We start from the raw sequence: 26,432 nt of genomic DNA on the forward strand, positions 1-26,432 counted from the left end.
ATAATAGAGCCGAAATCTTATGCCTTTTACACTTGGTCAACGTTGGATCAGCGACACCGAAAGCGAACTGGGACTGGGAACTGTGGTCGCTTTAGACCCACGGATGGTTACCTTGCTCTACCCTGCCACCGGTGAAAATCGCCTGTATGCCAGAAATGACTCGCCTATCACCCGTGTGATGTTTAACCCAGGCGACACCATTACCAGCCATGAAGGCTGGCAACTAAAAGTTGATGAAGTTAAAGAAGAAAACGGCTTACTAGCCTACATTGGTACGCGTCTGGACACTGAAGAAACCGGTACGATGCTGCGTGAGGTTTTCCTCGACAGCAAACTGGTGTTCAGTAAGCCGCAAGACCGTCTTTTTGCCGGGCAAATTGACAGGATGGATCGTTTCGCTCTGCGTTACCGTTCCCGCGTCTACCAAAGCGAACAGTATCGCCAACCATGGAGCGGGCTGCGCGGTATGCGCACCAGTCTGATTCCACACCAGTTGAACATCGCCCACGATGTTGGCCGTCGCCATGCACCGCGCGTATTACTGGCTGATGAAGTAGGTTTGGGTAAAACCATCGAAGCCGGGATGATTCTCCACCAGCAACTGCTGGCTGGCAGTGCTGAGCGCGTATTGATTGTGGTGCCGGAAACCCTGCAACACCAATGGCTGGTTGAAATGCTCCGCCGCTTTAACCTGCGTTTTGCTCTCTTTGATGACGAGCGTTATGCCGAAGCCCAGCACGACAGCGATAACCCATTCGAAACAGAACAACTGGTTATCTGTTCGCTGGATTTTGTGCGCCGCAGTAAGCAACGTCTTGAGCACCTTTGTGAAGCTGAATGGGATTTGATGGTGGTCGATGAAGCCCACCATTTGGTGTGGAGCGAGAAGGCACCAAGCCGTGAATACCAGGCGATAGAACAGCTCGCTGAACATGTTCCGGGGATCTTGCTGTTAACCGCAACGCCGGAACAGCTGGGTATGGAAAGCCACTTCGCGCGTCTGCGTTTGCTGGACCCGAGCCGTTTCCACGATTTCGAGCAATTTGTTGAAGAACAGCAGCATTATCGCCCGGTAGCTGATGCCGTTGCACTGCTGCTGGCGGGTAACCATCTGACTAACGATCAGCTCAATATGTTGAGTGAGTTGATTGGCGAGCAGGATATTGAACCGCTGCTGCAAACCGCGAACAGTAACCGTGAAGGTAGCGATGCGGCTCGCCAGGAGCTGATCTCCATGCTGATGGACCGCCATGGCACCAGCCGTGTGTTGTTCCGTAACACCCGTAATGGCGTGAAAGGTTTCCCGAAACGCGAACTGCATACCATTCGTTTGCCGCTGCCGATGCAGTATCAAACCGCGATTAAAGTGTCCGGCATTATGGCCGCACGTAAATCTGTGGAAGAACGCGCTCGCGACATGCTCTACCCGGAGCAGATTTATCAGGAATTTGAAGGCGATAGCGGCACGTGGTGGAACTTCGACCCGCGTGTTGAATGGCTGATGGGCTACCTGACCAGCCACCGTTCTCAGAAGGTGCTGGTGATTTGTGCCAAAGCCGCGACAGCATTGCAGCTCGAGCAAGTTCTGCGTGAACGCGAAGGTATCCGTGCCGCCGTGTTCCATGAAGGTATGTCCATCATCGAGCGTGACCGTGCAGCAGCCTGGTTTGCCGAAGAAGATACCGGCGCTCAGGTGCTGTTATGTTCCGAAATTGGTTCCGAAGGCCGTAACTTCCAGTTCGCCAGCCAACTGGTGATGTTCGATCTGCCGTTTAACCCGGATCTGCTGGAACAGCGTATTGGCCGTCTGGACCGTATCGGCCAGGCGCACGATATCCAGATCCACGTTCCTTATCTTGAGAAAACCGCGCAATCCGTCCTGGTGAAGTGGTTCCATGAAGGCCTGGATGCTTTCGAGCATACTTGCCCAACTGGCCGCACAATTTACGACAGCGTGTATCCGCAACTGATTGAGTATCTTGCAGCACCGGAAAATACCGACGGTTTCGATGCGCTGATTAAGCAATGCCGTGAGCAGCATGATGCGCTGAAGATTCAGCTTGAGCAGGGCCGTGACCGCCTGCTAGAAATTCACTCCAACGGCGGTGAGAAATCCCAAGCGTTGGCTGAGTCCATTTCGGAGCAGGATAACGACACCAACCTGGTGAGTTTTGCCCTGAACTTATTCGACATCGTCGGCATTAATCAGGATGACCGCGGCGACAACATGGTGGTGCTGACCCCTGGTGATCATATGCTGGTGCCTGATTTCCCAGGTCTTCCGGAAGACGGTTGCACCATTACGTTTGAACGTGATGTGGCGTTGTCTCGCGAAGACGCACAGTTCGTCACCTGGGAGCACCCAATTATCCGCAACGGCCTGGATTTGATTCTGTCCGGCGATACCGGTAGCTGCGCCCTGTCTTTGTTGAAAAACAAAGCGTTGCCAGTGGGCACGTTGCTGCTGGAGCTGATTTATGTTGTTGAGGCAAAAGCGCCGAAACAATTGCAGCTCAACCGCTTCCTGCCGCCAACGCCAGTGCGTATGTTGGTGGACAAAAACGGCACCAACCTTGCCGCTCAGGTGGAGTTTGAAAGCTTTAACCGCCAGCTCAGTACGGTGAATCGCCATACCGGCAGTAAGCTGGTGAATGCGGTACAGCAAGATGTCCACGCTATTTTGCAATTGGCAGAAGAGAAAGTGGAAGCCGCAGCACAAGTGTTGATCAAAGCGGCTCGTGAAGAAGCTGATGAGAAGCTGAGTTCCGAGCTTTCCCGTCTGGAAGCGCTGAAAGCGGTCAACCCAAACATTCGTGACGATGAACTTGAAGCTATCGAGAGCAACCGTCAGCAAGTGTTGGAAAGCCTTGCGCAAGCCAACTGGCGCCTGGATGCGTTGCGTTTGATCGTGGTGACACACCAATAATGTTAATGGAGCCCTATAACCCGCCACTGGAGCCATGGTTAGTCATCCTTTATCAGGACGAACATATCATGGTCGTCAACAAGCCTTCGGGCTTGTTATCTGTACCGGGGCGTCTGGATGAGCACAAAGATAGCGTGATGACGCGCATTCAGCGCGACTTCCCGTTGGCGGAATCAGTGCATCGCCTGGATATGGCCACCAGCGGCGTGATTGCCGTTGCGCTGACTAAAGCGGCTGAGCGTGAGCTGAAGCGTCAGTTCCGTGAACGTGAGCCGAAGAAACAGTATGTGGCACGGGTTTGGGGTCATCCTCAGCCGGAAGAGGGGCTGGTAGATTTACCGCTGATTTGTGACTGGCCAAACAGGCCTAAACAGAAAGTGTGTTATGAAACCGGCAAAGCGGCACAGACGGAATATCAGGTGCTGGAGTATGCGGCGGATAATACCGCGCGTGTGCTGCTAAAACCGATCACCGGGCGTTCGCATCAGTTACGCGTCCATATGCTTGCAATGGGACACCCGATTCTGGGCGATCGTTTTTACGCGTCACCTGAAGCGCTAGCGATGGCGCCGCGTTTGCAGCTCCATGCGGAAATGCTGACTATCACTCACCCTGAATATGGCACGCCGATGACGTTCCGTGCTCCGGCTGACTTCTAAATCCCCTCACCCTAACCCTCTCCCACAGGAGAGGGAATTGTCCGGTTTTCTCCCTCTCCCTGAGGGAGAGGGCCGGGGTGAGGGTCTCTTCTATTACTTAAACCCTTTTGCCGTCTTGATCAGATCGTACGCTTTCTGAATTTCCTGCGCTTTCTGTTTGGCCATCTCCATCATTTCTGGCGGCAAGCCTTTGGCGACCAGTTTGTCGGGATGGTGTTCACTCATTAATTTGCGGTATGCGCGCTTAATGATAGTGGCATCATCGCTACTTTTGACACCCAATACGTTACATGCATCTTCAAGCGTTGGCCCACGTTGTTGCTGGAAACCACCTTGCGATTGGTTGTAACCACCACCGAATTGCTGCCCGCCTTCCATCATGCGTAAGAACTGGTCGAACTGCATTCGTGAAATACCGAGTTCTTCGGCAATTACGTACAACACTTCCCGCTCGTTCGGATGCAGAGAACCATCAGCAAACGCCGCCTGAATTTGAATTTCAAGAAACATCCGAATTAGGTCAAAACGCCCGAAACATACGCTGCGTAGCTGACGCATTTTTTCACGCAGCGGGTAGCCATTTTCTTTACCCACCCGGAACGCATGCTGCGCGGCACTTCGCGCATCACCGTGTAACTGCATACGATCCATTAATAGTGAGGCTATCTGGATATCCGCTTCCGTGACGCGCCCTTTTGACTTAGTCAGGTGGCCCATCACTTCAAATGTGGTGCTAAAGAACAATGACTGGCGCTGTTGTTGGTTAGAAAACCAGGACTGACGGCGGCTGCGCACCTTGTCAATGGCATGACCGATCAGCAACCCTATAACCACACCCCAGAAGCCACCACCCATAATAAGTGCTATTGCGACACCGAGTACTTTTCCCCAATACTGCATATACTCCCCAAATCGTCATGTCGTCGGCTAGAATTTGCTTTATCATACCCGTCATTGATAGTAGTGCCTAACGGCAGACTATTGAGCGGGCAGGATTAACACTAGCGCTGTAGTGATGAGTAAGTTAGTCTCTGACCGTTTGCCGACGCTATACCCTATAGCATTCAATATGAAGCAAAGCGGCAATTGAGAAAATATCCCGTCATTAAGTTAACCCAATGACAGGAACCACCAAATCTGTTCAGAGCAGATTTGGACGCTGCTTAGAGCGGCCCCAAAAGGGTGAGGCTCATGATGAGTCAAATAACTAAGTGCCGCCAACGCCTCTGCATCTTGAATGATGATGGGTATAAGCCATTGATGACGGAACAACGAATAACACGTATGAAAAAACGTATTCCCACCTTGCTGGCCACCTTGATTGGCGCAGCGCTGTATAGTCAACAAGGCATGGCGGCCGATCTCGCGTCGCAATGTATGCTTGGCGTCCCAAGTTACAACCGCCCTTTGGTTGAAGGGGACACCAACAACCTGCCTGTCACTATAAATGCCGATCACGCAAAAGGAAATTATCCTGACGATGCGGTATTTAGTGGCAATGTGGATATACAGCAAGGCAATAGCCGCCTGCAATCTGACGAAGTTCTACTGCATCAGAAACAAGTTGAGGGTCAACCTGACCCCGTTCGTACTGTTGATGCCGTTGGCAACGTCTACTACGACGATAATCAGGTCATTCTTAAAGGGCCAAAAGCCTGGTCAAACCTGAATACCAAAGATACCAATGTCTGGGAAGGCGACTATCAAATGGTAGACCGCCAGGGTCGTGGTACTGCCGACCTGATGAAGCAGCGCGGTAATAATCGCTACACCATTCTCGAAAATGGCACCTTTACTTCCTGTTTGCCAGGTTCTAATACCTGGAGCGTGGTAGGTAGCGAAGTGATTCAGGACCGCGAAGAAGAAGTCGCGGAAATCTGGAACGCCCGCTTTAAGGTGGGTCCGGTTCCGATATTTTACAGCCCATATTTACAGTTGCCAATCGGTGATAAACGCCGTTCCGGTTTCCTGCTCCCAAATGCGAAATACAGTAGCAATAGCGGTCTTGAGTTCACTCTGCCGTATTACTGGAACATTGCACCCAACTTTGATGCCACCATTACTCCGCACTATATGGAAGAGCGTGGCATGCAGTGGCAGAACGAATTCCGTTATCTGACCAAAGCTGGGGCAGGTATCATTGAATTCGATTACATGCTTTCTGATAAAGAATATAAAGACAACACGGCTGCTAACCCAGACCAGGACGAGCGACGCTGGTTGTTCTACTGGAACCACGGTGGGGTGGTAGATCAGGTGTGGCGTTTTAATGTTGACTACACCAAAGTCAGCGATCCAACCTACTTCACCGACTTTAGTTCGCAATACGGTTCCAGCACCGACGGTTACGCAACGCAAAAATTCAGTGTCGGTTATGCCGTTGAAAACTTTGATGCAACGCTGTCAACAAAACAGTTTCAGGTCTTTGGTTCCCAGTTGAATAGCGGCACTAGCTCTTACAGTGCACAACCGCAACTGGATATGAATTACTACCAAAATGATGTTGGGCCATTTGATACGCGTATTTACGGTCAAGCCGTTCATTTTACTAACGTAAATGACAGCCAGCCCGAAGCGACTCGTCTGCATATTGAGCCAGTCATTAGTCTGCCAGTGTCTAACGGCTGGGCAAGTCTGAATACTGAAGCCAAAGTGATGGCAACGCACTATCAGCAGACCAATCTGGATTCCTACAACGCTGCTCACGCTGATAATCAACTGGATGAGACTGTTAACCGTGTTCTGCCGCAGTTCAAAATGGATGGTAAGCTGATTTTCGACCGCGCCATGGACTCAGCCCTGGGCTGGGAACAAACGCTGGAGCCGCGTGTACAATATTTGTATGTGCCGTATCGCGATCAGAGCAATATCAATAACTACGACTCATCTCTGCTGCAGTCTGACTACAACGGCTTATTCCGTGACCGTAGCTATGGTGGGCTTGACCGTATCGCCTCCGCCAATCAGGTCACAACCGGTATTACCACCCGTATTTATGATGATGCCGCAGTTGAACGTTTTAACGTTTCTGTGGGTCAAATCTACTACTTCACTCCGTCTCGTACCGGTGACGAGACGATCAACAGTGAAAAAGGTGACGAAACTGGTTCTGTTGTATGGGCTGGTGATACTTACTGGCGTATGACCGATCGTTGGGGTGTACGTGGCGGTCTACAGTACGATACGCGTCTGGATAACATAGCGACCGGCAACGGCGTTATCGAATATCGCAAAGACAACGATCGTCTGGTTCAGTTTAATTACCGTTACGCAAGCCCGGAATATATTGGTGCAACAATCTCAAATATTGATGTTAATGCGCCACAATACAAGAACGGCATCTCGCAGGTTGGGATGACAGCAAGTTGGCCAGTTGTTGATCGTTGGTCTGTCGTTGGGGCTTATTACTACGACACCAAAGCACAACAAACCGCAGACTCCATGCTGGCGGTGCAGTACAACTCTTGCTGTTATGCCATTCGCTTGGGTTACGAGCGTAAAATTAATGGCTGGGAAAACGACGAAAGCAAATACGATAATGTAATTGGCTTTAACATCGAGTTACGTGGCTTGAGTTCTAACTATGGCCTGGGCACACAGCAGATGTTGCGTTCAAACATTCTGCCGTATCAAAGCTCGATGTAATTCACTTTGACTAGTAAAACGTAATCCGCTTTGCGGCTAAGTAAATGGAAAAAGTATGAAGAATTTGAGAACGCTGCTTCTCGGTGTCGTCCTGGTGGCGAATACCTCTTTCGCGGCCCCGCAAGTGGTCGACAAAGTTGCAGCCGTAGTGAACAACGGTGTTGTGCTGGAAAGTGACGTTAACGGAATGATGCAGTCAGTGAAGACAGGTGCCCAACAAGCCGGGCAGCAACTTCCTGACGACAACACGCTGCGTCATCAAATTATTGAACGTCTGATCATGGACCAAATTCTGTTACAAATGGGCCAGAAAATGGGCGTCAAAGTGACAGATGAACAGCTTGATAAGGCGATCGCTGATATCGCAGCTCAAAACAAGATGAGCATGGATCAGATGCGTAGCCGTCTGGCCTATGACGGCATTAATTACAACACTTACCGTGCTCAAATCCGTAAAGAGATGACGATTTCGGAAGTGCGTAATAACGAAGTCCGTCGTCGTGTATCCATCCTGCCGCAAGAAGTCGATGCTCTTGCACAGCAAGTGGGTAGCCAGAACGACAGCAGCACTGAGCTGAACCTCAGCCACATCCTGATTCCATTACCTGAAAACCCAACCTCTACTCAAGTAGATGATGCGGAAAAACAAGCGCGTGACATCGTTTCACAAGCGCAAAGCGGTGGTGATTTCGGCAAACTGGCTATCACCTACTCTGCTGACCAGCAAGCCCTGAAAGGCGGTCAAATGGGTTGGGGACGAATCCAGGAGCTGCCATCTATTTTCGCACAGGCGTTAAGCACTGCGAAAAAAGGCGATATCATCGGCCCGATTCGTTCAGGTGTAGGTTTCCACATTCTGAAAGTGAACGACCTGCGTGGTCAAAGCAAGAGCATTTCTGTTACCGAAGTTCACGCCCGACATATTTTGCTGAAGTCGTCGCCAATCATGAATGATGACCAGGCGCGAGCTAAGCTGAACCAGATTGCAGCTGATATTAAGAGTGGCAAAACCACTTTCGAAAAAGCGGCAAAAGAGTTCTCCGACGATCCAGGCTCTGCTAACCAGGGTGGGGATTTAGGTTGGGCTTCAGCAGACATTTATGATCCGGCGTTCCGTGATGCCTTGATGAAACTGAACAAAGGCCAAACGAGCGAACCTGTTCACTCATCATTTGGTTGGCATTTGATTCAGCTTATGGATACACGCAACGTTGATAAGACTGATGCAGCACAGAAAGATCGTGCATATCGTATGTTGTTCAACCGTAAGTTCTCTGAAGAAGCACAAACCTGGATGCAGGAACAACGGGCTTCTGCTTACGTAAAAATTATAGGCGACAATGGCTAACATCCATCGTGTGGTCATCACTCCCGGCGAACCCGCCGGGATTGGTCCTGACCTGATTATCGCACTGGCAAACCGTGACTGGCCTGTTGAGCTGGTTGCGGTTGCCGCACCTGAACTCCTTCAGGAACGTGCAGCCCTCCTCGGCCTTCCTCTACAACTCAAAACTTACCAACCAGGCACACCTGCAACTCCGCATGTTGCCGGAACCCTGACCGTGCTCCCCATCGAATTACGCGCTCCAGTCATCCCTGGGCAGTTGGATGTGAGAAACAGTGAGTACGTGGTAGAGATGTTGGCTCGTGCCTGTGACGGCTGCATTAACGGCGAATTTGCGGCACTGATTACCGGGCCGGTGCACAAAGGCATCATCAACGATGCTGGCATTCCGTTTATCGGGCATACCGAATTTTTCGAAGAGCGATCGCACAGTGAAAAAGTGGTGATGATGCTGGCGACCGAAGAGCTACGTGTGGCTCTGGCGACAACACATCTGCCGCTAAAAGCCATTAGTGATGCAATAACGCCAGATTTATTACGCCAGATAATCACCATCCTGTATCATGACCTGCAAACCAAGTTTGGTATCGCACAGCCGCACGTGCTGGTTTGTGGCCTCAACCCCCATGCCGGGGAAGGTGGTCACATGGGTACCGAAGAAATTGACACCATCATTCCAGTACTGAATGAAATGCGCGCTCAAGGGATGAATCTTTCTGGCCCACTACCGGCAGATACCCTGTTTCAGCCTAAGTATCTCGATAATGCCGATGCAGTTCTGGCGATGTACCACGATCAAGGCTTGCCAGTCCTTAAGTACCAGGGCTTTGGCCGCGCAGTCAATATCACGCTAGGCTTACCTTTTATCCGCACTTCGGTTGACCATGGAACCGCGCTAGAACTAGCGGGTCAGGGGAAAGCCGAGGTCGGCAGTTTTATTACGGCGCTTAATCTCGCCATCAAAATGATTGTTAATACTCAATGAATACTCGTGTCCACCAGGGCCATTTAGCCCGTAAACGTTTTGGACAAAACTTCCTTAATGACCAGTTCGTTATCGACAGTATTGTCTCTGCTATAAATCCACTCAAAGGCCAGGCAATGGTTGAGATCGGCCCCGGCCTCGGCGCATTAACCGAGCCTGTGGGTGAACGCCTGGATGAAATGACCGTCATCGAGCTGGACCGCGATCTTGCGGCTCGCCTGCAAACGCATCCTTTCCTGGCACCAAAGCTGACAATTTATCAGCAAGATGCCATGACCATGGATTTTGGAGAGCTGTCGCAAAAAATCGGTAAGCCGTTGCGCGTATTTGGCAACCTGCCGTATAACATCTCCACGCCATTGATGTTCCATCTCTTTAGCTATACTGATGCCATTGCTGACATGCACTTCATGCTGCAAAAAGAGGTGGTAAACCGTTTAGTTGCTGGCCCTAACTGTAAAGCGTATGGTCGTTTATCAGTGATGGCGCAGTATTATTGCAATGTGATTCCAGTGCTTGAAGTGCCACCAACCGCCTTCACACCGGCACCAAAAGTGGATTCTGCCGTCGTGCGCCTGGTACCACATGCAACAATACCGAACCCAGTAAAAGAGCTGCGCGTATTAAGCCGTATCACTACTGAAGCCTTTAATAAGCGTCGCAAAACGATTCGTAACAGCCTTGGCCATCTGTTTAGCCCAGAGGTGATGGCGGAGCTGGGAATCGACGCAACTCTGCGCGCTGAGAACATCTCAGTTGCTCAGTATTGCAAACTGGCAAACTATTTGGCTGAGCACCCACAGCAGCAGCCGAAGGAGAGTTAACGATGTTAAATTCGCCCCGCGTATGCATTCAGGTACAAAGCGTCTATATCGAATCACAGTCCTCTGTGGAGCACGAACGTTTCGTCTTTGCTTATACCGTAACCATCCGTAACCTGGGGCGAACACCGGTGCAATTGCTTGGCCGTTACTGGCTTATCACCAATGGTAACGGTCATGAAACTGAAGTTCAGGGCGAGGGTGTGATTGGCGTCCAGCCGCATATTGAACCGGGCAACGAATACAGCTATACAAGCGGCGCGGTACTTGAAACACCGCTTGGCACCATGCAAGGCCATTACGAAATGGTCGACTCTCAGGGCGATGCCTTCCGCGTCGCTATTCCCGTATTCCGTTTGGCTATTCCAGCCTTCATTCACTAATCCAATGTCTACATACCTGATTGGCGATGTTCACGGCTGTTACGATGAACTGGTCGCTCTACTGCAACAGGTTGATTTTAAGCCTGGCGAAGATACTTTATGGCTTACGGGCGATCTTGTCGCGCGTGGGCCGGGTTCACTTGAAGTCCTGCGTTTTGTGCGTGGACTGGGTAACAGCGTGCGTCTGGTTCTCGGTAACCATGACCTACATCTGCTGGCCGTTTATGCAGGCATCAGCCGTAATAAGCCCAAAGATCGTGTGTCCCAGCTTCTGGAAGCACCTGATGCTGACGAATTGCTTAACTGGCTACGCCGCCAGCCGCTGCTTCAGGTTGATGAAGAGAAAAAACTGGTAATGGCTCACGCCGGAATTACGCCGCAGTGGGATTTGAATACCGCCATGGCTTGTGCGCGTGATGTCGAAGCCGTGTTATCGAGTGACAGCTATCCGTTATTCCTCGATGCGATGTATGGCGATATGCCTAACAACTGGTCACCAGAACTTTCAGGATTAGCGCGCCTGCGGTTTATTACCAATTCACTGACCCGTATGCGTTATTGCTTCCCGAACGGGCAACTGGATATGTACTGCAAAGACACGCCTGAAAGCGCGCCCACTCCGCTGAAGCCGTGGTTTGCGATCCCTGGGCCTGTGACTGCTGAATATTCCGTTATCTTCGGGCACTGGGCATCGCTGGAAGGCAAAGGCACGCCAGAGGGCATATACGGGCTTGATACCGGCTGTTGCTGGGGTGGCGATCTAACTTGCTTACGCTGGGAAGACAAAACCTATTTCGTTCAGCCCTCCAATCGCCAGAAAGATGTGGGCGATGGTGAAACGGCTATCGCTTCATAAGAAAAAACCCGGTCATTAACCGGGTTTTTTCTTTTCCAGCCCGTCTTATCGACGTTCCAGAACCTCGAAACAGTAGCCGTGCGAGTTATTCTCGTCCGCATCATGGAATTCGCTGAACGTTGACTGCCACTCGTCCGGGTCGTAATCCGGGAAATGCGTGTCACCTTCCACTTCTGCGTCAATGTGCGTCAGATACAGACGCTGTGCTTTTGGCAGGAACTGTTCGTAAACACGCCCACCGCCAATCACCATAATTTCTTCCGCATCGCCACAGGCTTTAATAGCGTCCTCTACGGACGAAACCCACTCAACGCGGTCATCGGTGCCTGGCTTGCTGCTAATGACAATATTCTTGCGCCCTGGAAGCGGACGACCGATAGATTCCCAGGTCAAACGCCCCATAACGACAGGTTTATTCAGTGTATTACGTTTAAACCATGCCAGATCGGCAGGGATGTCCCAGGGCATGGCGTTTTCCATGCCAATTACACGATCTACCGCTAATGCAGCAATCAGACTGATCATTCTATTAACCCACGGGTGGTGAAAAAAATTGCCGCCACTATACGGAAAGCGCAATCTTTCGTCGACTATCCACAAGCTTCTGCGTAAGAATTTTTTCGTTCTGCGACTGTAAACCTGTCACGTAATGCTTCCTGATATAACAGGAACAATGAGTTAGCGTAAAAGCGCCCAAAGTAACGTAAAAAATTCTTAACTGTGGCCTGCCACATACTATAAGTCTATGCTCTAGCTGCGGTATAGTTCACGATTATTGATCGTATCTTTACCGGACATTGCCATGCTGGAAACCACGCTTTTTGTCGCCACTATTGCCACTTTGGGGATGCTCTCCCCTGGGCCTGATTTCTTCCTGGTTATTAAGAACGCCGCTCGCTATTCACGCTCGGCAGCAATGATGACCTCGCTGGGAGTTATCAGCGGAGTGGCAACGCACATGACTTATTGTGTTGCCGGGTTAGCGGTAGTGATTACCACCACTCCGTGGTTGTTCGGCTTGCTGAAATATGCCGGTGCTGCATATCTAATTTGGATTGGCGTACAGGCACTGTTAGCACGCGGCGGCGGCAAAATGGATGTCAGTAATATTGAACGCCAGCAAACCACGCTAACAAAAGCCTTTTTACAAGGCTATCTGTGCAACCTGTTGAACCCGAAAGCAACTTTGTTCTTCCTCTCTGTTTTCACCCAGGTTTTGAGCGTGAACTCAGGCACGATGGAAAAACTGTGGTACGCAGGCGTCATCCTGATGCTGTCCGTCGTCTGGTGGCCGTTATTAGTGGTGCTGATTCAAAGCGAGCCGGTGCGTCGTGGACTTGCCAAAGCGCAGAAAATTGTTGATAAATTGCTGGGCGGGATGTTGATAGCTCTGGGAATAAAAGTCGCCTTGAGCTGATTTCTTACCGCAAAAAATCGGTGGATGTCGCTAACGCTAATCCACCCTAAAACGGTTTGCATAGGTCGGATAAGCGTTAGCGTCATCCGACACAGCCTTTAGCTACTCGGGCTTAACAGGCGGTTCATCAGCCAGTTTCCCCGAATGAATCCCCTCCTCAGTACCCTGCCAGCCATGGCGCTGAATCACATTGAGATGCGCACGGTCTTCGTTAATCACATCGGCCAACATGGCGCTGGTGCGTTTGAGAACATCGGCGCGTGCTGACCAGTCAGGTGCAGGCACCATTTCTTCCACCATCTGCGCATTGAAGCGGCGGAAATGGTCGGCTCGTTCACGTGCCTCATAACTCCCTACACCCAGCCCTTCGAGCGCTCTACGCCCCACTTTCAACGCACCTTCAAAAGTCTCACGCTCAGGTTGGTCAACCCCCAACTGTCGCAGGCGAATGAAATGGTCGAGGTCACGTGCGCGCGCAATCACTTTCAGATGTGGGAAATGCTCTTGTACAAGTTCTGCTAACTGCATATTTGCATCCGGATCGTCGATGGCATTGATCAGCACTTCCGCTTTTGCAGCACCCGCGGACTCCAGCAAATCCACGCGCGTCGCATCGCCATAAAACACTTTAGTGCCAAACTTTCTCAGCGTTTCGATATGATCTGGGTCGTGATCGAGAACCACCATTTTCACGCCGCTGGTCAGTAACAAACGCCCGGCGATTTGCCCAAAACGACCAAAGCCTGCGATGATCACACGCGGCTGTTCCTCATCGATTTCATCCGCTTCTTGCGCCTGCTCTGGGCCTGATTTTTCCAGGCGGTTGAGCAGCACCAGCAACAATGGCGTGGCCGCCATCGATAGCGCGACAGCAAGCGTAAGCGATTTTGCCCAACTGTCGTCCAGTACCTCAGCCATTCTCGCAGTACCAAAAATGACGAATGCGAATTCACTGCCCTGCCCTAACAGGACGGCAAACCAGCGCCGTTGTTTACGCGGCACGTTAAGCGGTTTTGCTACGATCCATAGCGTGATGATTTTTATCGCCAGGAAACCGAGTAACAGAACGATAATCCGCAAAGGGCTCTCCAGCAAAGTGCCGAAGTCTATCGACATGCCCACGCCAATAAAGAACAGCCCGAGCAACAAGCCTTTAAACGGTTCAATATCACTTTCCAGCGCATGACGATATTCAGAGCTTGCCAGTAACACGCCCGCCAGAAATGCCCCCATCGCCATTGAAAGCCCGGCTTCTTCAAGCAACAGGCCAAAGCCGAACACCATAAACAACGCCATGGCACTGAACACTTCGCGCAGGCCTGAACGCGCCACAAACCGCAGAACCGGGCGTGTGACGTAACGCCCAAGCAAAACAACAATGGTCAAAGCGCCAACCACTTTCAGAGCCGAAATAGAAAAGGCGGCAAAGGTCGTGGTTGCGCTACTGCTGGCTAATAAGGGAATCATCGCCACCAGCGGAATTGCTGCAATGTCCTGGAATAACAGCACCGCAAAGGCACTGCGCCCCATTTGTGAAACGGTCAGGTTACGCTCGTTCATCGCCTGCATGGCGATTGCGGTAGAAGAAAGTGCCAGAGTCAGGCCGATTAACACCGCCACTTGCCAGCGCAATCCTAAGAACATACAGAACAAGCCGAGCAGCAATCCACACGCCACCATTTGCAGCGCACCGCCGCCAAATACTGACGCACGCAGCGTCCACAAACGTTGTGGGTCCAGTTCCAGTCCGATGACGAATAGCATCAAGACCACGCCGATCTCCGCAAAGTGAAGAATAGTTTCGGCGTCCGTCACCAGTCGCAATCCCCACGGCCCGATAATGCAGCCTGCGATTAGGTAGCCCAACACTGACCCCAGGCCAAGACGCACCGCAATCGGTACTATGATCGCCGCTGAACCGAGGTAAATCAGCGCCTGGATCATGCTGTGGCTATCCATGATTTGCCTCCTGCCAGTCGAGCAAACGTTGCTTGTACATTTCGGCTTGTACCTCGAGGGTATTTTCGTCACAGACAAACGTGAAATGGATAGTGAAATGCGGCAGCCAGTTCATGCCGCAGTACAGCGCCGTAGCTTGCAATGGTTGGCCGAGAACAGCAAAACCCGGATGGTCGCCGAGTTCGAAATGGTTATCGCCACCACCAGTGGTAACAGCCCACATCACGGGTTTACCGCGCAGCGCCTTGCCGCCGTGGCCATACGCCCAGCCATGAGCCAGCACTTTATCAATCCACAATTTCATCAAAGGCGGCGTGCTATACCACTGCATCGGATGTTGCCAGATAACCAAATCAGCGCGGCTTAGCGCTTCTTGTTCAGCGGCAATATCGATGTTGAAATCTGGGTATAACTCATAAAGAGAGCGCACTTCCACATCAGGTAATAGTGAAGCCTGTTCGAGCATTTTTCGGTTGGCGTGGGAGTGCTGCGGGTAAGGATGTGCATAAATAATTAAGATCATGAATAAGCCTGTTGTTTTACTGCTCTCTTTTAACGAAAGAGTGTAGTCAGTAATTCAACAGGCTAATAGTCAATATTCTTGACGGGTTAAGTGGATAAGTCTGAATTAGTTATCCAGTTCGCCCATTGATTTAACCTGGTCACGGTTAATCTGTTCTGTTTTTCCGGTTTCCGCATTTTTGTATGACACCAGCCCGGTATCATCATCCACTTGCGGCTTGCCATCGGTGACAATAGTTTTCCCGTCAGCAGTTTTCACCGATTGGTTGGAAGAACAACCCGCAACAGACATCAGCGCAATAGCGGCAAGAATTGGAGTGATGATTGATTTATTGAGCATTATTTTCTCCCTGCGTTCAATTTTCATTAGCAGGGTAATTATAGTCAGCGGCATGCGCTTCGCTTTCAGAACCAGAACACTCTTAAACGACAAACGGCCCCTGCAATGAGGAGCCGTTTATTTTTTATATCAGTTAAAGAAATTAGCCTTTAATCTGCGCGTGCATTTCCTGAACTGAAATCACTTTCTCTGTCGCGTCAGAGTTCAACGCCATCGCCGTAGCAAAGCCGCCGTTCAGCGTGGTGTCGTAATGCACTTTATATTGCAGTGCGCTGCGGCGGATGAGTTTGGAATCCTCAATCGCCTGGCGGCCTGCGGTGGTGTTGATGATGTAGGTGTATTCGCCATTCTTGATACGGTCCTGAATGTGCGGACGGCCTTCATGCACCTTGTTCACCAGACGCGGGTTAATGCCAGCTTCGCCTAACACCACAGCGGTGCCATGAGTTGCATCCAGTTCAAAGCCCTGTTTCAGCAGTTTTGCTGCCAGGTCAACCACACGCTTTTTGTCGCCTTCGCGAACAGAAAGTAGCGCGCGGCCTGGTTTACGCATCGTAGACTGGCTGCCCAGCATCGCTTTGGCGAACGCTTCTGCGAAGGTACGACCCACGCCCATCACTTCACCGGTGGAGCGCATTTCTGGCCCTAACAGTGGGTCAACGCCCGGGAATTTGTTGAACGGCAGTACCACTTCTTTCACCGAGTAGTAAGGCGGGATGATTTCTTTGGTCATGCCCTGTTGCACCAGAGTTTGCCCAACCATCACACGCGCCGCCACTTTCGCCAGTGCCATGCCGGTCGCTTTAGAGACAAACGGTACGGTACGCGCAGCACGCGGGTTCACTTCAATCAGGTAGACTTCGTTGTCTTTCACCGCAAACTGCACGTTCATCAAACCGCGAACTTGCAGCTCGAAAGCCAGTTTCTGCACCTGTTGGCGCATCACGTCCTGGATTTCCTGGCTCAGCGTGTAAGCTGGCAGAGAACATGCGGAGTCACCGGAGTGAACACCAGCTTGTTCGATGTGCTCCATAATACCGCCAATCAGTACGGTTTCACCGTCGCAGATGGCATCAACATCCACTTCTACCGCATCGTCAAGGAAGCGGTCGAGCAGCACTGGCGCGTCGTTTGAAACGCTAACCGCAGTCTGGAAGTAACGACGTAAATCCACTTCGTCATAGACGATTTCCATCGCGCGGCCACCCAGAACGTAGGATGGACGCACAACCAGCGGGTAACCAATATGGGCCGCTTTCTCGACCGCCATTTCGATGGCGGTGACGGTGGCGTTGGCAGGCTGTTTCAGCTTCAGGCGGTCAACAGCGTGCTGGAAACGCTCACGGTCTTCTGCACGGTCGATGGCATCCGGGCTGGTACCGATAATCGGTACGCCAGCGGCTTCCAGTTCACGAGCCAGTTTCAGCGGAGTCTGGCCACCGTACTGCACGATGACGCCTTTTGGTTTCTCAACGCGCACGATTTCCAGCACGTCTTCCAGGGTTACTGGTTCGAAGTACAGGCGGTCGGACGTGTCGTAGTCGGTTGAAACAGTTTCTGGGTTGCAGTTAACCATGATGGTTTCGTAACCATCTTCACGCAGCGCAAGGGATGCGTGGACGCAGCAGTAGTCAAACTCGATACCCTGGCCGATACGGTTCGGGCCGCCACCCAACACCATGATTTTGTCACGGTCGTTGTTCGGGTTAGCTTCACACTCGTCTTCATAAGTAGAGTACATGTACGCCGTGTCGGTAGAGAACTCTGCCGCACAGGTATCAACACGCTTATAAACCGGGTGTAAGTTGTATTGCTCACGCAGTTTGCGGATTTCTGATTCGCGAACGCCAGCCAGTTTCGCCAGGCGCGCATCGGCAAAGCCTTTGCGTTTCAGGAAGCGCAGGAAGTCATGAGTCAGACCGGTAATGCCGATCTCTTCTACTTTTTCTTCCAGGCGAACCAGCTCTTCAATCTGTACCAGGAACCAGCGGTCAATGTTGGTCAGGTTGAACACGCCATCAACGGAGAGACCCGCACGGAAGGCATCAGCAACGTACCAGATACGCTCAGCGCCAGCGTCTTTCAGCTCGCGGCGGATTTTGGTCAGCGCTTCCGGGTCATCCAGATTCACTTTCGGGTCAAAACCGGTCGCGCCCACTTCCAGGCCGCGCAGGGCTTTTTGCAGTGATTCCTGTTGGGTGCGGCCAATCGCCATCACTTCACCGACAGATTTCATCTGCGTGGTCAGGCGGTCGTTAGCGCCGACGAATTTCTCGAAGTTAAAGCGAGGAATTTTAGTCACAACGTAGTCGATAGACGGTTCGAACGAGGCTGGCGTTTTACCACCGGTGATATCGTTCATCAGCTCATCAAGCGTGTAACCCACCGCCAGTTTTGCCGCGACTTTGGCAATCGGGAAGCCGGTTGCTTTAGAAGCCAGCGCAGAAGAGCGCGACACACGCGGGTTCATCTCGATAACAATCAGACGGCCAGTTTTCGGGTTAACCGAGAACTGCACGTTAGAACCGCCAGTTTCCACGCCGATTTCACGCAGCACCGCCATCGAGGCGTTACGCATGATTTGGTACTCTTTGTCGGTCAGCGTTTGCGCTGGCGCAACGGTGATGGAGTCACCGGTGTGAATACCCATCGGGTCAAGGTTTTCGATAGAGCAGACGATAATGCAGTTGTCGTTTTTATCACGCACAACCTCCATCTCGTACTCTTTCCAGCCAATCAGCGATTCATCAATCAGCAGCTCTTTGGTTGGCGAAAGATCCAGGCCACGCTCGCAAATTTCTTCGAATTCTTCACGGTTGTATGCAATACCGCCGCCGGTGCCGCCCATGGTGAATGAAGGGCGGATGATGCACGGATAACCGACGTCCGCCGCAACCGCCAACGCTTCTTCCATATTGTGAGCAATGCCAGAGCGCGCAGTATCAAGGCCGATTTTTTTCATCGCCACGTCGAAACGGCGGCGGTCTTCAGCTTTATCAATGGCGTCTGCGGTTGCACCAATCATGGTGACACCGAATTCTGCCAGCACGCCTTCACGCTCCAGCTCCAGCGCACAGTTCAGTGCAGTCTGGCCGCCCATGGTTGGCAGAACCGCGTCCGGGCGCTCTTTCTCAATGATTTTGCGCACCACTTCCCAGTGAATCGGCTCGATGTAAGTTGCATCGGCCATTTCCGGGTCGGTCATAATCGTTGCCGGGTTGGAGTTCACCAGAATGACGCGGTAACCCTCTTCACGCAGCGCTTTACACGCCTGGGCACCGGAGTAGTCGAACTCACACGCCTGGCCGATAACAATCGGGCCTGCGCCGAGGATCAGGATGCTTTTTATATCTGTACGTTTTGGCATTTTCTTAGCTCCTGATACTTACTTGCTATTAAGAGTGGCGGTAGAACGGTAGTGCTTAATCAATTCGATAAAGTGGTCAAACAGCGGCGCCGCATCGTGCGGGCCAGGGCTTGCTTCTGGGTGCCCCTGGAAGCTGAATGCTGCTTTATCTGTACGATGAATGCCTTGCAGCGTGCCATCGAACAGTGACTTATGAGTCACGCGCAGGTTCGCCGGAAGTGTTGATTCCTCTACGGCGAAACCATGGTTCTGAGCAGTGATCATCACGCAATCGCGATCCAAATCTTTAACCGGGTGGTTGCCACCGTGGTGACCAAACTTCATCTTCACGGTTTTCGCGCCGCTCGCCAGAGCCAGCAACTGGTGGCCCAGGCAGATACCGAATACCGGCACGTCTGTTTCCAGGAAGGATTTAATGGCGCTGATGGCGTAGTCGCACGGCGCCGGGTCACCAGGGCCGTTAGATAAGAAGATGCCGTCTGGATTCATCTTCAACACATCTTCAGCTGATGTTTGCGCCGGAACCACCGTCAGGCGGCAGCCGCGGTCAACCAACATACGCAGAATGTTGCGTTTCACGCCGTAATCGTAGGCGACGACATGGAACGGTAAATCGTCTTCTTTAGCCGCTTCAGGCAACTCACCTTCAAGTGTCCAGCTCCCCTGCTGCCAGGCGTAAGCTTCCTTCGTGGTGACTTCTTTCGCGAGATCCATACCGTTGAGGCCTGGGAAAGCTTTTGCTTTTTCCAGCGCCAGTGCGGCATCAAGGTTATCACCGGCAATAATGCAGCCGTTCTGTGCACCTTTCTCACGCAGAATACGTGTCAGCTTACGGGTATCGATATCGGCGATGGCCACAATGTTATGGCGCTTGAGATAAGAAGAAAGGTCTTCGGTATTGCGATAGTTGCTGGCAATCAGTGGTAGGTCACGGATGACGAGGCCTTGCGCATGTACCTGGGAGGATTCTTCATCAGCAGCATTGGTGCCGACATTTCCGATATGAGGATAAGTAAGAGTGACAATCTGGCGGGAGTAGGAAGGATCAGTGAGGATTTCTTGATAACCGGTCAAAGAGGTGTTGAAAACGACTTCCCCAATGGCCGAACCCGATGCCCCAATGGCCCGACCGTGGAATTGGGTTCCGTCTTCCAGAACCAATATTGCTGACTTAATCAAAACGCCCTCCAGGGAATAAACAGTCAATTTATTTGCATATTAATTCAAAATGAATTCAGGAATCAATGCAAAACAGCCTGTCATTTGGATTTTTGACAAACGGCGGCATTCTAGTGAGAGGCCGGGTAAAAGTCTACCATAAGCGCAACTTTTTATGTGTTTTTTACCAATCTAATGGATAAAAGAGGAATTGACCGATGAAATCAACAACTAACTTATAGTGCGTAATCGGTTGCGGACCAGGATGAGCAGGAAAGCTGGGCATGGCGGCATGAAAAGTGGACCAAATGGTCAAAATTAGACATAGAACAACGATTATTAGCAGGAAAAGTAAAACTTATGATGGTTACAATTAAAAAACATAAAAAAATGCGGATAAAACATAACAAATAAAAAGGGCAATAAAACATTGCCCTATCAATCAAACAGTTATGATTGCAATAACCACATCACGATGGGTAATAACGATTACAAACTATTGAGATCAAGCACATCTCGCATATCGTAAAGTCCACTTTTCATCGAACTCAGCCACAATGCAGATTTGACTGCACCGTTTGCAAAAGTCATGCGACTTGATGCTTTATGGCTGATCTCAATACGCTCGCCGATGTCCGCAAACATCGCCGTATGTTCACCAATAATGTCGCCCGCACGCACCGTCGCAAAACCAATAGTGCCTGGAACGCGCTCGCCGGTGTACCCTTCACGGGAGTAAACCGCGCAATCTTTCAAATCTTTGTCCATGGCATGAGCAATGGCTTCGCCCATTGCCAATGCGGTGCCTGATGGCGCATCCACTTTATGGCGATGGTGCGCTTCGATGATCTCAATGTCGGTATAATCACCCATCACTTTGGCGGCTTTCTCCAGAAGCTTAAGCATCACGTTCACACCCACGCTGAAGTTGGCCGCAAAGACAATCGGCACTTCTGCTGAAGCATCAGTAATCGCCTGCTTGCCCGCATCATCAAAACCGGTGGTGCCGATAACCATGCCTTTAGCGTGCTGGCGGCAAAAAGCCAGATGATGAAGCGTGCCTTCGGGACGAGTAAAATCGATAAAGACATCGAAATCATTCACTACCGCATCCAGGCTATCGCTGACGATAACTCCCGTTTTGGCGACGCCAGCTAATTCACCCGCGTCGCTGCCCACTAAGGATGACCCCGTGCGTTCAAGCGCTGCACCCAGTTTTACGCCATCCATCTGTAATGCTGCCTGAATCAGCTGTCGCCCCATGCGACCACCCGCACCCGCGATTGCAACGCGGACTTGTGACTCATCCATATCGACTCTCTTTTCTTTATTCAATAACCAATGAAACTGTTCTCAGATTAACGAGGCCTTGGGAGGCTCGCCACATGAAAACACCGATAATAAGAAATTTATGACAAAACGGCTGAATTATCAGTAAAACCCATTAATGCCTTAAAAGAATTATGGAATTGAATGAGTTTGATACAGTTCCCGACGCCGCCAGTTCACATCTGCCACCGAATCCCCCGGCTGAATGGAACCCTGAAGCAATAAATTAAAGCGCGGGCTGACTTCACGCATTAAACGACTTTGCAGAACATAAACCGCTTCGCTGCCCAATTCACGGCAAGGCTGGCAGGCCGCGGATAAACCGAGCTGTTTAATTTCATCCATTTCATGGGAATAGGCACAACTCATCAGAGAAATATCCTCAGGCACTTGCAGATGCTGGTTTTTTAGCTCACTCAATACGGCCCGCGCAATGGCTGCGCTGCCGCAAAAAATAGCCGAAGGGAGTTCGGCTTTAGTGCGCGACTGGAGGTATTTTTTGAAATTGGCGCGGGCTTCGGTTTCACCATAACCTTTGGTTACCAGCAAATGCTCGGATTCATCAAACACCAGGTGATGGTCGAGGCAGGCTCTTTTAAAGCCGTCAAGACGCTGGATCATGGTTTCACGGCGCAAATCGGTAAATAGCAGAACGGGACGATGCCCCTTCTCTAATAAATAGTTTGCCGCGCTATAGCCAATGGAATAATGGTCTGGCGAGACACAATCAAGACGCATTTTCTTATCTCTGGCATTTATCGTCACGATAGGCTTATTGCTTTCCGCGGCTATGCGATACAGTGATTCATCATCAATACCAATAATTATTACGCCATCAACATCCGACTGACTAATCGACCTCATGAATAATGAAGTATCAGCTTCATTAATATCAAGAGAACACTTTTTAACATGCGTATCATAATGTGAGACAGCGGAAACAACCCCCTGAATCACTTCGTAATAATAATGATCACCATGAGGAGTAAACGCTTCCGCAGGGGCACATATTAATAATGAGTTAATAAGTAAACGGCTGGCGGGAATATCCCGTAAAATATCCATATGACGAGCATGGTAAAATACCTTTTCTTTGGCCTGCGGGCTGACATTACTTTTACCAGCCAGCACCCGTGACACAGTGCTCGGTGACAGCCCTGTCAGCACAGCTATCTCTTTAATTTTCAGCTTCCCCGTCATTTTGTGATCGATACCTCATTAGAGAAATTACATTATTTTCACCATCAACTCTTTATAATCCAGAGCATTTCACTTTCTGCTTGCCCGTAATATTTTCGTCGTGCAATTCCTGTCATAAATAGCTGTTGTGTGCAAAAAAAACCATAACTATGCTCTCAAAAAATGATTCTTGTTGAAAATAAACAGTAACTTTTATTGTCTGTATCAAACGCTACCCTTGATAAGAGAGAGCATAATGCAAAGAATCGCAATTATCGGAACCGGTAATATTTCCCACAATCACATCCAAAGTTATCTTGAATTTCCTGATCGTTGCCAGATTGTCGCGCTGGTAGATATCTACCCAGAAAAAGCTGAAGAAAAGAAAAAACATTACGGATTAACAGCCGCAAAAGTTTACAACAACCACCAGAATATTCTTAATGATCCCACCATTGATGTGTTCGATATCTGTACCCCGCCTTATGTTCACGCCGCTATTTCTATTGATGCGCTGAATGCGGGAAAACACGTCCTGTGTGAAAAACCGATGGCTGCTTCACTTCAGGAATGCGACGCGATGATCAACGCCGCCGTGGCGAGCGGTAAAACGCTGTCTATCATTGCCCAAAACCGTTTTACCGATGCATTCTGGCGTTTGAAAAAAGTGCTCGAAAGTGACCAAATCGGCAAAGTTTGCCACGCGCAGGTGGATTCATTCTGGTGGCGTGGCCACTCCTATTACGACCTGTGGTGGCGCGGCACATGGGAAAAAGAAGGCGGTGGTTGCACGCTCAACCATGCGGTACACCATATTGATGCCATTCAGTGGATGCTGGGCTTCCCGACTGAAGTGGTTGCAGTCACCACCAACGTCTCCCATGACAACGCCGAAGTGGAAGACCTCAGTGCGGCAATTTTCAAATATGGCAATGGTGCACTCACGCAACTGACCTCCTCCGTAGTGCATCACGGCGAAGATCAGAAGATTGTGATTCAGGGTGAAAAAGCACGTATTTCCGCACCATGGGATAAATTCGCCAGCATCGCCGCCGCCAACGGTTTCCCGCTTGAAGAGCGTAATGCCCCGCTGGAAAACCAGCTTGAAGATAGCTACCAGTCGGTGCCGCGCCTGGCCTGGACACTGCACACCGGGCAAATCGATAACTTCCTGCACGCGCTACACACTGGCACCGCCCCGTTAGTTGATGGGCCGCAAGGCAAGCGTTCGCTGGAACTCATCACCGCAATCTATAAATCCGCCATCACCCGCAGCTTTGTCTCATTGCCGATCGCGGCCAGTGACCCGTATTACCTGACTGGCGGCCTGGTCAACCAGGCTCCCCACTTCTTTGAAAAATCGTCCTCGGTGGAAAATTTTGCCGAACAAGGCGCCATCCCGCTGGGCAAAAATATGGATCAAGGAGCATAAGCATGAGTCTCAACGACGGTATGAATTACGCGCCAACAGGCAAACCGCAGCCAGTCGTGCAACCGGGTGATTTCGTTTTTGCCGCCGCCGCACTCGATCACGGCCATATCTACGGCATGTCCAACGGCCTGATTGAAGCGGGTGCCACGCTTAAATGGGTTTACGACCCTGACCCGCAGAAAGTGGAACAGTTTGTTAAGCAATATCCGCAGGTCAACGTTGCACCATCACTTGAAGTGATTCTTGGCGATGACAGTGTGAACCTGGTTGCCGGAGCAGCGATACCAGAGGAGCGTTGTGCACTTGGCCTGAAGGTGATGGATGCCGGAAAGGACTATTTCACCGATAAAGCGCCGCTGACAACCCTTGCACAACTTGCCGCAGCCAAAGAAAAAGTGGCGGAAACCGGATGCAAATATGCAGTGTATTACAGCGAACGTTTGCACGTTGAAAGCGCAGTTTTTGCCGGGCAACTGGTGCGCGAGGGTGCCATTGGCCGGGTTATTCAAACCCTGGGAACCGGGCCGCATCGCGAAGGGCAGGGCCGCCCGGACTGGTTCTACGTTAAGAAGCGTTTCGGCGGCATTCTCTGCGATATTGGCAGCCATCAAATTGAACAGTTCCTGTTTTATACCGGCAACCACGACGCGCAAGTTGTGGCAGCACAAACCAGTAATTATACCCATCCTCAATACCCAGAATTTGAAGATTTCGGCGACGCCATGCTCAAGGGCGAAAACGGAGCCAGCGGCTATTTTCGCTGCGACTGGTTTACGCCAGAAGGTCTAAGTTCCTGGGGCGACGGGCGTCTTACCCTGCTCGGGACTGACGGCTATATCGAAATCCGCAAATACGTCGACATCACCCGCCAGCAACAAGACGTGGTGTATCTGGTAAATCAAGAGGGTGAATTCCGCTATCCGGTGGCCGGAAAAGTCGGTTTCCCGTTCTTCGGCGAGCTGATTCTGGATTGTTTGAATCGCACCGAAAATGCGATGACACAGGAACATGCGTTCAAAGCGGCTGAATTGTGTGTCCGCGCCCAAATGCTGGCCAATGGAGTGGAAGAATGATGAAAGCGATTCAAGCTGCGGTTGTCGGGTGTGGCGCAATCCACACCTTGCATGTGGAGGCCATTCAGTCCAACCCAGCCTGCCAATTACGGGCCATTGTCGAAACCGACCCCGTAAAAGGCCAGGCACTCGCCGAACGCTACGGTTGCCGCTATTACGCAGATTACTGTGAGATGCTGCTCGATAACGAGATTGATGTGGTGCATATCTGCACCCCGCACGCCGCGCATAAAGAGATGATTACCAAAGCGCTCATCGCCGGAAAACATGTGTTCACCGAAAAACCGGTGGCGCTCAATCCCGCCGAAGTCAAAGACATCAAAAATACGCTGGCGATTACGACCTCACAGCTTGGCGTTTGCTACCAAAATCGCCTGAACCCCAGCAGCCAGAAGATTAAAGCGTTACTAGAAGAGAACCACTACGGAAAAATTCTGAGTATTAAAGCAGTGTTGACCTGGAGCCGTTCGCTCGATTATTACGCGCAAAGTCCTTGGCGCGGGAGTTGGGCCAGCGAAGGCGGTAGCCTGCTGATCAACCAGGCGATTCATACGCTGGATTTAATGCAGTGGTTTGCCGGGGGCGTGGACGCAATAAAAGGTGTGGTGGAAAGCAGTTTTCTGAGCCACGCCACACAAGCTGAAGACACGGCAATGGCCAATATGGAACTTGCCAACGGGGCGCGTGGGATTTTTTATGCTACCAACTGCCATACCACCGACTCGCCGCTGCTTTTAGAGATCCACTGCGAAAACGGTTTACTGCAACTTCATCACAATAATTTGTGGTGCATTTCAGGTGAAGGTAAAGAACTGCTGGCCAGTGATGAATCCCCCAATGCCGCGCAAAAATGTTATTGGGGCAGCAGCCACCAGTTAGCAATTAATAATTTTTATCACTCATTGTCAGAAACAAACGTCCGTAATTACGTCGATATTCACCAGGCAGAAATATCGCTACGGATGGTAGAGGCTATTTATCAATCTTCGATAACCAGGAACTGGATAGAGATTTCAGAATAAACACACTTTCCTTT

21 protein-coding genes are annotated in these 26,432 nt (G+C 50.9%); 12 read left to right on the top strand and 9 right to left on the bottom strand.

The window, feature by feature from the left end:
* The first annotated feature begins 19 nt into the window (after positions 1 to 19).
* Positions 20 to 2,926 carry an RNA polymerase-associated protein RapA gene (gene rapA / locus EC843_RS10640; protein WP_133522229.1) on the top strand — a complete coding sequence of 969 codons (2,907 nt, stop codon included), beginning with the start codon at positions 20 to 22 and terminating at the stop codon, positions 2,924 to 2,926.
* The gene (rluA, locus tag EC843_RS10645) at positions 2,926 to 3,585 is read left to right on the top strand and encodes a bifunctional tRNA pseudouridine(32) synthase/23S rRNA pseudouridine(746) synthase RluA (protein ID WP_133522230.1); all 660 of its coding nucleotides are present in this window, start codon (positions 2,926 to 2,928) and stop codon (positions 3,583 to 3,585) included. The genes rapA and rluA overlap by 1 nt, the downstream gene beginning before the upstream one ends.
* A gap of 93 nt (positions 3,586 to 3,678) precedes the next feature.
* Here rluA and djlA read toward each other — a convergent pair whose 3' ends face one another.
* Positions 3,679 to 4,485, bottom strand: a complete 807-nt coding sequence (djlA, locus tag EC843_RS10650) for a co-chaperone DjlA (RefSeq protein ID WP_064543487.1) — start codon at positions 4,483 to 4,485, stop codon at positions 3,679 to 3,681.
* 384 nt (positions 4,486 to 4,869) lie between these two features.
* Between djlA and lptD the strand changes: the two genes are divergently transcribed.
* Genes lptD through apaH form a run of 6 tightly spaced genes read left to right on the top strand, consistent with a single transcriptional unit; the run spans position 4,870 to position 11,620 of the window.
* Entirely contained in the window at positions 4,870 to 7,230 is a 2,361-nt protein-coding gene (lptD, locus tag EC843_RS10655; protein ID WP_064543485.1) for an LPS assembly protein LptD, read from the top strand.
* 55 nt (positions 7,231 to 7,285) lie between these two features.
* Positions 7,286 to 8,578, top strand: a complete 1,293-nt coding sequence (surA, locus tag EC843_RS10660) for a peptidylprolyl isomerase SurA (RefSeq protein ID WP_064543483.1) — start codon at positions 7,286 to 7,288, stop codon at positions 8,576 to 8,578.
* Entirely contained in the window at positions 8,571 to 9,560 is a 990-nt protein-coding gene (pdxA, locus tag EC843_RS10665) for a 4-hydroxythreonine-4-phosphate dehydrogenase PdxA (RefSeq protein WP_064543481.1), read from the top strand. Before surA ends, pdxA begins: the two co-directional genes overlap by 8 nt.
* A complete protein-coding gene (rsmA, locus tag EC843_RS10670) occupies positions 9,557 to 10,384 on the top strand; it encodes a 16S rRNA (adenine(1518)-N(6)/adenine(1519)-N(6))-dimethyltransferase RsmA (protein ID WP_064543479.1) in 828 nt (275 codons plus the stop codon). Before pdxA ends, rsmA begins: the two co-directional genes overlap by 4 nt.
* A gap of 2 nt (positions 10,385 to 10,386) precedes the next feature.
* On the top strand, positions 10,387 to 10,764 hold the full coding sequence (gene apaG, locus EC843_RS10675; RefSeq protein ID WP_064543478.1) for a Co2+/Mg2+ efflux protein ApaG: 378 nt from the start codon (positions 10,387 to 10,389) through the stop codon (positions 10,762 to 10,764).
* Positions 10,765 to 10,768: 4 nt separating this feature from the next.
* A complete protein-coding gene (gene apaH / locus EC843_RS10680) occupies positions 10,769 to 11,620 on the top strand; it encodes a bis(5'-nucleosyl)-tetraphosphatase (symmetrical) ApaH (protein ID WP_133522231.1) in 852 nt (283 codons plus the stop codon).
* A gap of 45 nt (positions 11,621 to 11,665) precedes the next feature.
* Here apaH and folA read toward each other — a convergent pair whose 3' ends face one another.
* Positions 11,666 to 12,145, bottom strand: a complete 480-nt coding sequence (gene folA, locus EC843_RS10685) for a type 3 dihydrofolate reductase (protein WP_064543474.1) — start codon at positions 12,143 to 12,145, stop codon at positions 11,666 to 11,668.
* A 277-nt stretch (positions 12,146 to 12,422) separates the two neighbouring features.
* Between folA and EC843_RS10690 the strand changes: the two genes are divergently transcribed.
* Complete coding sequence (locus EC843_RS10690; protein ID WP_133522232.1) at positions 12,423 to 13,037, top strand: LysE family translocator; 615 nt, start codon at positions 12,423 to 12,425, stop codon at positions 13,035 to 13,037.
* A 102-nt stretch (positions 13,038 to 13,139) separates the two neighbouring features.
* Here EC843_RS10690 and kefC read toward each other — a convergent pair whose 3' ends face one another.
* From kefC to EC843_RS10725, 7 genes are all read right to left on the bottom strand, one after another.
* Positions 13,140 to 14,996 carry a glutathione-regulated potassium-efflux system protein KefC gene (gene kefC / locus EC843_RS10695; protein WP_064543470.1) on the bottom strand — a complete coding sequence of 619 codons (1,857 nt, stop codon included), beginning with the start codon at positions 14,994 to 14,996 and terminating at the stop codon, positions 13,140 to 13,142.
* The gene (gene kefF / locus EC843_RS10700; protein ID WP_064543468.1) at positions 14,989 to 15,519 is read right to left on the bottom strand and encodes a glutathione-regulated potassium-efflux system oxidoreductase KefF; all 531 of its coding nucleotides are present in this window, start codon (positions 15,517 to 15,519) and stop codon (positions 14,989 to 14,991) included. Before kefF ends, kefC begins: the two co-directional genes overlap by 8 nt.
* Before the next feature lie 105 nt (positions 15,520 to 15,624).
* Positions 15,625 to 15,858 (bottom strand): YgdI/YgdR family lipoprotein, encoded by a 234-nt coding sequence (locus tag EC843_RS10705; RefSeq protein ID WP_064543466.1) that lies wholly within the window; start codon positions 15,856 to 15,858, stop codon positions 15,625 to 15,627.
* Positions 15,859 to 16,000: 142 nt separating this feature from the next.
* Positions 16,001 to 19,225: a carbamoyl-phosphate synthase large subunit gene (gene carB / locus EC843_RS10710; RefSeq protein WP_064543464.1), complete on the bottom strand. Its 3,225-nt coding sequence runs from the start codon at positions 19,223 to 19,225 to the stop codon at positions 16,001 to 16,003.
* A gap of 18 nt (positions 19,226 to 19,243) precedes the next feature.
* Positions 19,244 to 20,404, bottom strand: a complete 1,161-nt coding sequence (gene carA, locus EC843_RS10715) for a glutamine-hydrolyzing carbamoyl-phosphate synthase small subunit (RefSeq protein ID WP_133522233.1) — start codon at positions 20,402 to 20,404, stop codon at positions 19,244 to 19,246.
* A gap of 468 nt (positions 20,405 to 20,872) precedes the next feature.
* Positions 20,873 to 21,694 (bottom strand): 4-hydroxy-tetrahydrodipicolinate reductase, encoded by an 822-nt coding sequence (gene dapB, locus EC843_RS10720; protein WP_121814891.1) that lies wholly within the window; start codon positions 21,692 to 21,694, stop codon positions 20,873 to 20,875.
* A gap of 150 nt (positions 21,695 to 21,844) precedes the next feature.
* Positions 21,845 to 22,912, bottom strand: coding sequence for a LacI family DNA-binding transcriptional regulator (locus EC843_RS10725; RefSeq protein ID WP_064543457.1), 1,068 nt, complete (start codon positions 22,910 to 22,912; stop codon positions 21,845 to 21,847).
* A gap of 235 nt (positions 22,913 to 23,147) precedes the next feature.
* On the opposite strand from EC843_RS10725, the gene EC843_RS10730 reads away from it, so the two are divergent.
* Genes EC843_RS10730 through EC843_RS10740 form a run of 3 tightly spaced genes read left to right on the top strand, consistent with a single transcriptional unit; the run spans position 23,148 to position 26,418 of the window.
* Positions 23,148 to 24,323: a Gfo/Idh/MocA family oxidoreductase gene (locus EC843_RS10730; RefSeq protein WP_133522234.1), complete on the top strand. Its 1,176-nt coding sequence runs from the start codon at positions 23,148 to 23,150 to the stop codon at positions 24,321 to 24,323.
* Between the two features lie 2 nt (positions 24,324 to 24,325).
* Positions 24,326 to 25,396, top strand: coding sequence for a Gfo/Idh/MocA family oxidoreductase (locus EC843_RS10735; protein WP_064543454.1), 1,071 nt, complete (start codon positions 24,326 to 24,328; stop codon positions 25,394 to 25,396).
* Positions 25,396 to 26,418 carry a Gfo/Idh/MocA family oxidoreductase gene (locus tag EC843_RS10740; RefSeq protein ID WP_064543566.1) on the top strand — a complete coding sequence of 341 codons (1,023 nt, stop codon included), beginning with the start codon at positions 25,396 to 25,398 and terminating at the stop codon, positions 26,416 to 26,418. The genes EC843_RS10735 and EC843_RS10740 overlap by 1 nt, the downstream gene beginning before the upstream one ends.
* Positions 26,419 to 26,432 lie beyond the last annotated feature (14 nt).

The organism is Buttiauxella sp. JUb87 (genome assembly GCF_004361975.1).
GTDB classification, from domain to species: domain Bacteria; phylum Pseudomonadota; class Gammaproteobacteria; order Enterobacterales; family Enterobacteriaceae; genus Buttiauxella; species Buttiauxella ferragutiae.

Coding starts and splice junctions, on each gene's coding strand:
- rapA (WP_133522229.1), top strand. CDS start 20: ATGCCTTTTACACTTGGTCAACGTTGGATCAGCGACACCGAAAGCGAA.
- kefC (WP_064543470.1), bottom strand. CDS start 14,996: ATGGATAGCCACAGCATGATCCAGGCGCTGATTTACCTCGGTTCAGCG.
- EC843_RS10705 (WP_064543466.1), bottom strand. CDS start 15,858: ATGCTCAATAAATCAATCATCACTCCAATTCTTGCCGCTATTGCGCTG.
- surA (WP_064543483.1), top strand. CDS start 7,286: ATGAAGAATTTGAGAACGCTGCTTCTCGGTGTCGTCCTGGTGGCGAAT.
- rsmA (WP_064543479.1), top strand. CDS start 9,557: ATGAATACTCGTGTCCACCAGGGCCATTTAGCCCGTAAACGTTTTGGA.
- djlA (WP_064543487.1), bottom strand. CDS start 4,485: ATGCAGTATTGGGGAAAAGTACTCGGTGTCGCAATAGCACTTATTATG.
- dapB (WP_121814891.1), bottom strand. CDS start 21,694: ATGGATGAGTCACAAGTCCGCGTTGCAATCGCGGGTGCGGGTGGTCGC.
- EC843_RS10725 (WP_064543457.1), bottom strand. CDS start 22,912: ATGACGGGGAAGCTGAAAATTAAAGAGATAGCTGTGCTGACAGGGCTG.
- apaH (WP_133522231.1), top strand. CDS start 10,769: ATGTCTACATACCTGATTGGCGATGTTCACGGCTGTTACGATGAACTG.
- carB (WP_064543464.1), bottom strand. CDS start 19,225: ATGCCAAAACGTACAGATATAAAAAGCATCCTGATCCTCGGCGCAGGC.
- lptD (WP_064543485.1), top strand. CDS start 4,870: ATGAAAAAACGTATTCCCACCTTGCTGGCCACCTTGATTGGCGCAGCG.
- rluA (WP_133522230.1), top strand. CDS start 2,926: ATGTTAATGGAGCCCTATAACCCGCCACTGGAGCCATGGTTAGTCATC.
- EC843_RS10740 (WP_064543566.1), top strand. CDS start 25,396: ATGAAAGCGATTCAAGCTGCGGTTGTCGGGTGTGGCGCAATCCACACC.
- EC843_RS10730 (WP_133522234.1), top strand. CDS start 23,148: ATGCAAAGAATCGCAATTATCGGAACCGGTAATATTTCCCACAATCAC.
- pdxA (WP_064543481.1), top strand. CDS start 8,571: ATGGCTAACATCCATCGTGTGGTCATCACTCCCGGCGAACCCGCCGGG.
- folA (WP_064543474.1), bottom strand. CDS start 12,145: ATGATCAGTCTGATTGCTGCATTAGCGGTAGATCGTGTAATTGGCATG.
- EC843_RS10690 (WP_133522232.1), top strand. CDS start 12,423: ATGCTGGAAACCACGCTTTTTGTCGCCACTATTGCCACTTTGGGGATG.
- kefF (WP_064543468.1), bottom strand. CDS start 15,519: ATGATCTTAATTATTTATGCACATCCTTACCCGCAGCACTCCCACGCC.
- apaG (WP_064543478.1), top strand. CDS start 10,387: ATGTTAAATTCGCCCCGCGTATGCATTCAGGTACAAAGCGTCTATATC.
- EC843_RS10735 (WP_064543454.1), top strand. CDS start 24,326: ATGAGTCTCAACGACGGTATGAATTACGCGCCAACAGGCAAACCGCAG.